A 5,632-nucleotide genomic window follows, 5' to 3' on the forward strand; every position below is an offset into this window, starting at 1 on the left:
CTCATCGAAAAACTGCCAGCCTCGCATTCGCGTCAGTGACCCGAAACAGCTCGGGATCGAACGGCTCGCCGAGCCACGCGAGCAGCGCGCGCTTGGCATCGGTCATCCGGCCGGCGAGCGTGCGCACCAGTTGCGCATACCCCGTCAACCCGCCGCAGTCCTCGGGCGGACAGGCGCCGCCGCCGGCCACGCAACGCGGCGTGCGTGCCCGTGGATGGGCCGGCCCGATCGCCTCGATTTCGACGATATGACGCCAGTTGTCGTCGGGGTCGTAGGTGTACACGAGTGCCGCACCGACCTCGCCGACTGCTTCGAGACGCACGTCGGTCGGGGCGGATTCAAGACCGACTGCCGTGGCGGCGTCCCCCCTGCGTTGGAAGCCGAAGCGATGCCGATCGTGCCAGCCCATCGCTGCCTGAATCACGGCGTGCAGCTCGGCCAACGACATGTCAGCCGGCACCTCGAGGCGACGCCAGACTTCCGGCATCACGTCCTGCAGACTGACCCGCAGCCGCATCACGCGCGGGCCGGGCGACGTATCCCCAGCGTCGTCCGCACGCGCCCCGGAACGACCGGGACTGCCCGGCAACGGCATCACCGCTTCGGCCACCTGAGCGGCCGGCACCCGATCAGTCCACGTGCGGGCCGTGCCAACCCACTGCGCATCGATCTCGGCCACGCAATGGTGCCGATGCGCTGCGTCGCGAATCGCGTCGAACAGATCGTCGAGCGCAACGTCGAGCGCCGCGTCGTCTTCGTGCAGCACCTTGAGCGCGTACACGCCGGGCGCGAGGCGTTCCGCCCCGTGATCACCGAGGATGCCGCGCTCGAGCGCGCGGATCGTCCGCACGCGCCCCCGCCCGGTGGGCGCCACGTTCTCAACGCGCAGCGTGAGCTTGATCGGGGCGCACCGCATCCCGGCCGCCTCGTCATCATGGCGCGCACTGAAGGCGTCGCCCTCTGCGTCGTCACGGATCAACTGCGGCGCAAACGCCGTCGCCGATTCGGCGGGGACCACCCGCGCCTGCTGCTGGTAATAGTCGAGGGCCGCTTCGAGCACGCGCTGTTGCTGCGCCTTCACGTAGATCGAGGTGGTGGCGAGCGACGCATGGCCGAGGATTTGCTGCACCACGTCGATCGGCACGCCGCGCGCGGTCGCGTCGGTGCCGAACGTATGACGCAAGGCATGCGCACTGGCTTTTTGCAGTTGCGCGGCGTCCCACGGCGACAGTGCACCCCACCGCTGCAGCTCACCCTGCAGGCGTTTGAGCGCGGTGCGGACCAGGCGGCCGAGCGCATCGGGGGCGTAGGCGACCGGCCCCTCTCCGTGCCGCGCCTGGGCCGTCGCAGTACCGGGAATCGCTAGCGGCGCGATCAGCGGCGGATCGTTCGCCGTCGCGGCACGCGCATCACTGACGTCGCCCCCCTCCCACGCGAGTCCGCGATCGGCCCAGTGCGCACGCAGCGCCTCAAGCGTCGCGGGGCTCACTGGGACCGTGCGCACCTTGCTGCGCTTGCCAACCAGCGTGAGCGTCCACACGGTTTGCCCCTTGATGCCGTCGACGCGTTTCAAGCCGCTGCGCCGAGCGCTGGCCGCTTCAGCGCGACGCAGACCCGAATCGACCATCAGCCCGATCGCCGCGCGCGCGATGCGCCACTGCACCGCGTCGTCATCCGGTCGCGCGCAGTGCGCGTCGAGCGTCTCGCGCAACGTGCGCAACAAGTCCGACGCCAGCGCCCGCTCGACCTGCAGCGACCACTCGCGCGTGAGCGTGGCTGGCAGCGTGACGGCGCTGAATGGGTTGCCGGCCAGATAGCGGACTTTGACGAGCCAGTCGAACGCCATACGCAGCGTGCGCACCGCATAGGCCTGGCTGTCAGCCGACAGCGAGCCGGTAAACGGCCGCCAGCGGCCGCTCGCGCGAGGTCGCTTCGGGCCGCAGAAGTCAGCGCTCGGCTGCCGCACAAATGCCTTGTAGGCGTCGCAGTCCTCGACGCGTAGCGACGACACCGCAACGCCGCGCACTTTCAGCGCCCACAGCACGAAGCGCTCGATCTCGCGCGTGTACGCACGCAGCGTCGCGGGCCGGTCGCGATAGCGCGTGAGCCACGCGTGCAGCGCAGCCAGGTCGTGCTCGGCGTGAATGAATGGGAACCCGACCGCGCGGTTCGTGCCGCCCGCCCCCGACAATTCGACCGGCGCCGCAAGCCGCTCGAGCGGCGCCAGCCGGTCCGTGCCCGGACCGACCACGATCGCGCGATCGGGTGCGGGGGTGAGCGGCGTCGCGTCGACGTCGGCATCCACGCGCGCGCCGAGCGTCGCCTCGTGCCGGCGCAGCCACGCCACCAGAGTTTTGGCGCGCAGGGGGCCGATGCGGGGGATCGAGCGCCACCAGCTGCCGCCATGCCGGTTGCAGTACGCGATCAGCGCGCCGAGCGTCGCGATCCCCTCCCCAGTGAGGCGCTGCGCCACGAGGGGCCGGAACCACAGCGCGAGTGCGTGATCGGCAGCGGGCGCCGCCGCGGCGAGCTTGGCCGCGTCCTCGACCATGCGCAGCGTCAAGGCGGTCAGTTTCGCCTCGCCATGCTGCCGCATCGACGCGCGCAGGTGCTCGGCCAGCGCCGCGGATCCGTTGAGCAGCGCCAGGCGCACCAACTCGTCGCGCATCGTCATGAGATGCCGCTCGACCGCGTCGGCCTCGGCCGGTACCGCACTGTCCTCGACGTCGTAAAAACGCCGCGCGATGGTCGCGGCCGGGATGCCCTGGATGCGCGCGCGCAGCGCGGCGAAGTCGGTGCGCGTATAGGTCGCCGGCGGCGGCACCGCGACCGCTTGCGGCCGGTTAGCCATCCGACTGCCCTCCCCCGTCCGGACCGATCACGCGATAGCCGTGTCGCTCGAGCAGCACGATCGCGTCGCGGATCTTCGCGTGTTCGAGCGCGTGTTCGCGCTCACGTTGTTCTGCCGCTTCGCGCGCGGCCTGCTGGGCGGCTCGCGCGAGACGCCGCTGCACAGCCGTCCAGGTGTCGGGCGCCAGTCGATAACCGCGCGCCCCACCTGCGGCCACGGCTGGCACGATCTGGCCATCGCGCAGCGCGGCCTGCAGGTGGTCCTGCAGCCGGGCGAGTTCGATCGGGTTGCGAGTTTGGCCGACGCACTGCGCGAAGGTGAACGGCTCGACGCCGAAGCGTTGACCGATCGCATCGAGCAACGCGCGGGGGGCGACGGTGGGAATGGGCGGCCGAGGCAGTCGTCGGATCGACATGGACTCAGTTAAATTAGGGCGCAACCCCTAATCGATAAATGGAAACTACTCTATTCTAGCAATTAAACGACGGGCTGCTAATGAGAATTAGCAGACAAGACCACCCGCTAAAAAAATCGGATGGCCGTTTCCATGCGCCGCCCGCATTCAACCCAACTACTGCAGTCGCGCTGCCCAGCGGCGCGGCCGCCGAATCAGTATAGGCGCTCCCGGCTTGCCGGCAAGGCTCGTTGCGTCGACGACGATCGGGTGCCAGCGGCTCGCGCGCCTCACCCTACTCGTTCGAAACCGCATGGCCTGAAGTGCCGTCAATGCCGACCAGGAGACTTTCGGCATTGCGGACGCACCTCAAAAACCCGGCCAAAGCCGGGCTAGCGTCGGGCGCATGATACGGCGGCCACGCCTACTTGACCGTTGCCAACGGCAAGAACAACGCCAGCGGGTCGTGCGTGAGGGACTGGAAGCCGAAGTGTCCATAGAATGCCGCGGCGCCCTCGTCCTTCGCGTCGACGGTCAAGGCGACAGCCGGGATTTCCGAGCTGGCCGCGCGCCGCAGGGCATTGACAAGCAAGGCTGCACCCAGTCCCCTGCCCCGATACCGGCGATCAACGGCCAGTCGACCCATGCGCACCGCCGGGATCGCGGGATAGCGAGGCAGCTTGCGCGCTACCTCGTGGGGCAAATCGGCCAACGCGACACTGGCGGCTGACAGCGTGTAGTAGCCAGCAACGAAATTGCCGTCGAGCATCACAAAGCACGCGGCGACGCGACGACGAACGTCCTGCGTCACCGTTTCGCGCAAGTAGCGGTCAAGCGCCGGCATGCCACATTCAAAACCGGTTCGATCATGGGCCGCGTCGAGCGCGGCCACCGTGAGTTGCGGACCGGTCATTCGTGACGCAGCAGCTGGTCGTGACGATCGAGTGCCCGCTGCAAGGCGTCCGTGGGCTTGGCGGGCGACAGAATCGCTGCGGCGAAGCGCTCCGAGTCCGCCACCGACAGGCGAATCACATCCGCATCGGAAATGGCGCGTTGCGCGGCTTCGCGCGCAGCGGACACCACGAAGTCCGACATCGTGCGCCCCTGGATCTCGGCGGCCCGGCGGATCACCGCCAGCACGTCGGTCTCGACGCGCGCTTCAAAGCGAGTAGTAGCCATAGGGTGTTACCTCCTCTCGCCACTGTACGGAAATTTGCCGGTCAGGTCAAGCTGTACGGAAAATTGCCGGGCGCGCTCGCGAGCGATAGAGCCGGTGTCCGTCAATGCGTACATCCCGTGAATCGGCCGCCGGGGAGCTGCGCCTGGGGCAGCGTCCTCTGATAAGAGGAGTTATCAGATGTCGCACTTTTGCATCCCCTCCCACCAACCGCGCTGCTGCCCTACATAATCCCGCCGGTGTGGCCGAAGATACGGACGGCCCCGACGCCCGCGCACGGGCCGCTCTCTTGCCCCGGCGGCCGATACCCGTCGACCTGGCGGAGCGCCAGCCGCCACCCTGAAACGTCCCACCCCTAAGGAACCTGCCCATGAGCACCCTGGCCTTCAGCGAATCCGGTATCACGATGCGCACCTACCTATCGATCAACTATCTGACCAGCGCCGCGTTGCTGGCGAAGAAGGCGCACGACCTCGAAGCCGGCCACCGCGTCGAGGACTGGCCCGACCAGACCGTGCTCGCCGAGCATCACGCGTTCGCGACCAGCGCGATCATGATGAGCGCGGCGGCTGTCGAAGCGTTTGTGAACGAGCTGTTTGCGGAATGCCGCGACCAGGGCGCGATGAACCACCTTGGCATCTCTACCGAAAAGGCTGCGCTTGTCGCGCGGATCTGGACCGATGTACCCAAGGTCGAGCGCGAATTCGTGCTGGAAAAGTACGAACTGGCCTTGCGCCTGCTCGACCTGCCTGGCCTCGACCGGAAGTCCGCGGCGACCAAGGCGGTTGACGCGCTGTTCGCGCTGCGTAATAGCCTGATGCACTACAAGCTGGTGACGCGGGAAGCCGGCAATGAACCCGAGGAACAAAGGCTGGCCGACTTCGAAAAGAAGCTGCAGGGCTATTTCGTCGGACATGCAAAACATAGTGGAACCAAGCCCTGCAAGGGATTGCCGGGAGCCGGATATGCTGCGAACTCCCAGAACGAATATCGATCTGATTTAGAACCTGGGAGCTGGAGCGCGCCGACATGACCGACGATTTCTTCCGAAGCCGCCTTGATTCGATGATCGACCTGCGCCATCCGCTTGCGGTGCTCGCGACGCGCATGCCGTGGGCGCAGCTCGAAGCTACGATGGCGCCGCTGTTCGCGCATCGCAATCGTGAAGGCATTGCTGCGCAGGTGATCGATCTGTTCGGCGCGACAGCGC

At 67.6% G+C, this 5,632-nt stretch carries 5 protein-coding genes and 1 pseudogene; 2 read left to right on the top strand and 4 right to left on the bottom strand.

What is annotated here, in order from left to right:
• Window position 1: 1 nt before the first annotated feature.
• The 4 genes from CFB82_RS44505 to CFB82_RS40760 form a co-directional block, all read right to left on the bottom strand.
• Window positions 2-2,824 (bottom strand): IS1096 element passenger TnpR family protein, encoded by a 2,823-nt coding sequence (locus tag CFB82_RS44505; protein WP_306426996.1) that lies wholly within the window; start codon window positions 2,822-2,824, stop codon window positions 2-4.
• A 19-nt stretch (window positions 2,825-2,843) separates the two neighbouring features.
• Window positions 2,844-3,266: a hypothetical protein gene (locus CFB82_RS40750; protein ID WP_143751069.1), complete on the bottom strand. Its 423-nt coding sequence runs from the start codon at window positions 3,264-3,266 to the stop codon at window positions 2,844-2,846.
• A gap of 403 nt (window positions 3,267-3,669) precedes the next feature.
• Window positions 3,670-4,158, bottom strand: coding sequence for a GNAT family N-acetyltransferase (locus CFB82_RS40755; protein ID WP_089487860.1), 489 nt, complete (start codon window positions 4,156-4,158; stop codon window positions 3,670-3,672).
• Window positions 4,155-4,424, bottom strand: a complete 270-nt coding sequence (locus CFB82_RS40760; protein ID WP_089487861.1) for a type II toxin-antitoxin system TacA family antitoxin — start codon at window positions 4,422-4,424, stop codon at window positions 4,155-4,157. The genes CFB82_RS40755 and CFB82_RS40760 overlap by 4 nt, the downstream gene beginning before the upstream one ends.
• 368 nt (window positions 4,425-4,792) lie before the next feature.
• Here CFB82_RS40760 and CFB82_RS40765 point away from each other — a divergent pair, with 368 nt between their 5' ends.
• The gene (locus CFB82_RS40765; RefSeq protein ID WP_089487862.1) at window positions 4,793-5,455 is read left to right on the top strand and encodes a hypothetical protein; all 663 of its coding nucleotides are present in this window, start codon (window positions 4,793-4,795) and stop codon (window positions 5,453-5,455) included.
• Window positions 5,452-5,632 (top strand): annotated as a pseudogene (locus CFB82_RS40770) (IS5/IS1182 family transposase); the annotation flags it as partial. The gene CFB82_RS40765 and the pseudogene CFB82_RS40770, both read left to right, overlap by 4 nt.

The organism is Burkholderia sp. HI2714, from assembly GCF_002223085.1.
Lineage (GTDB): Bacteria > Pseudomonadota > Gammaproteobacteria > Burkholderiales > Burkholderiaceae > Burkholderia > Burkholderia lata_D.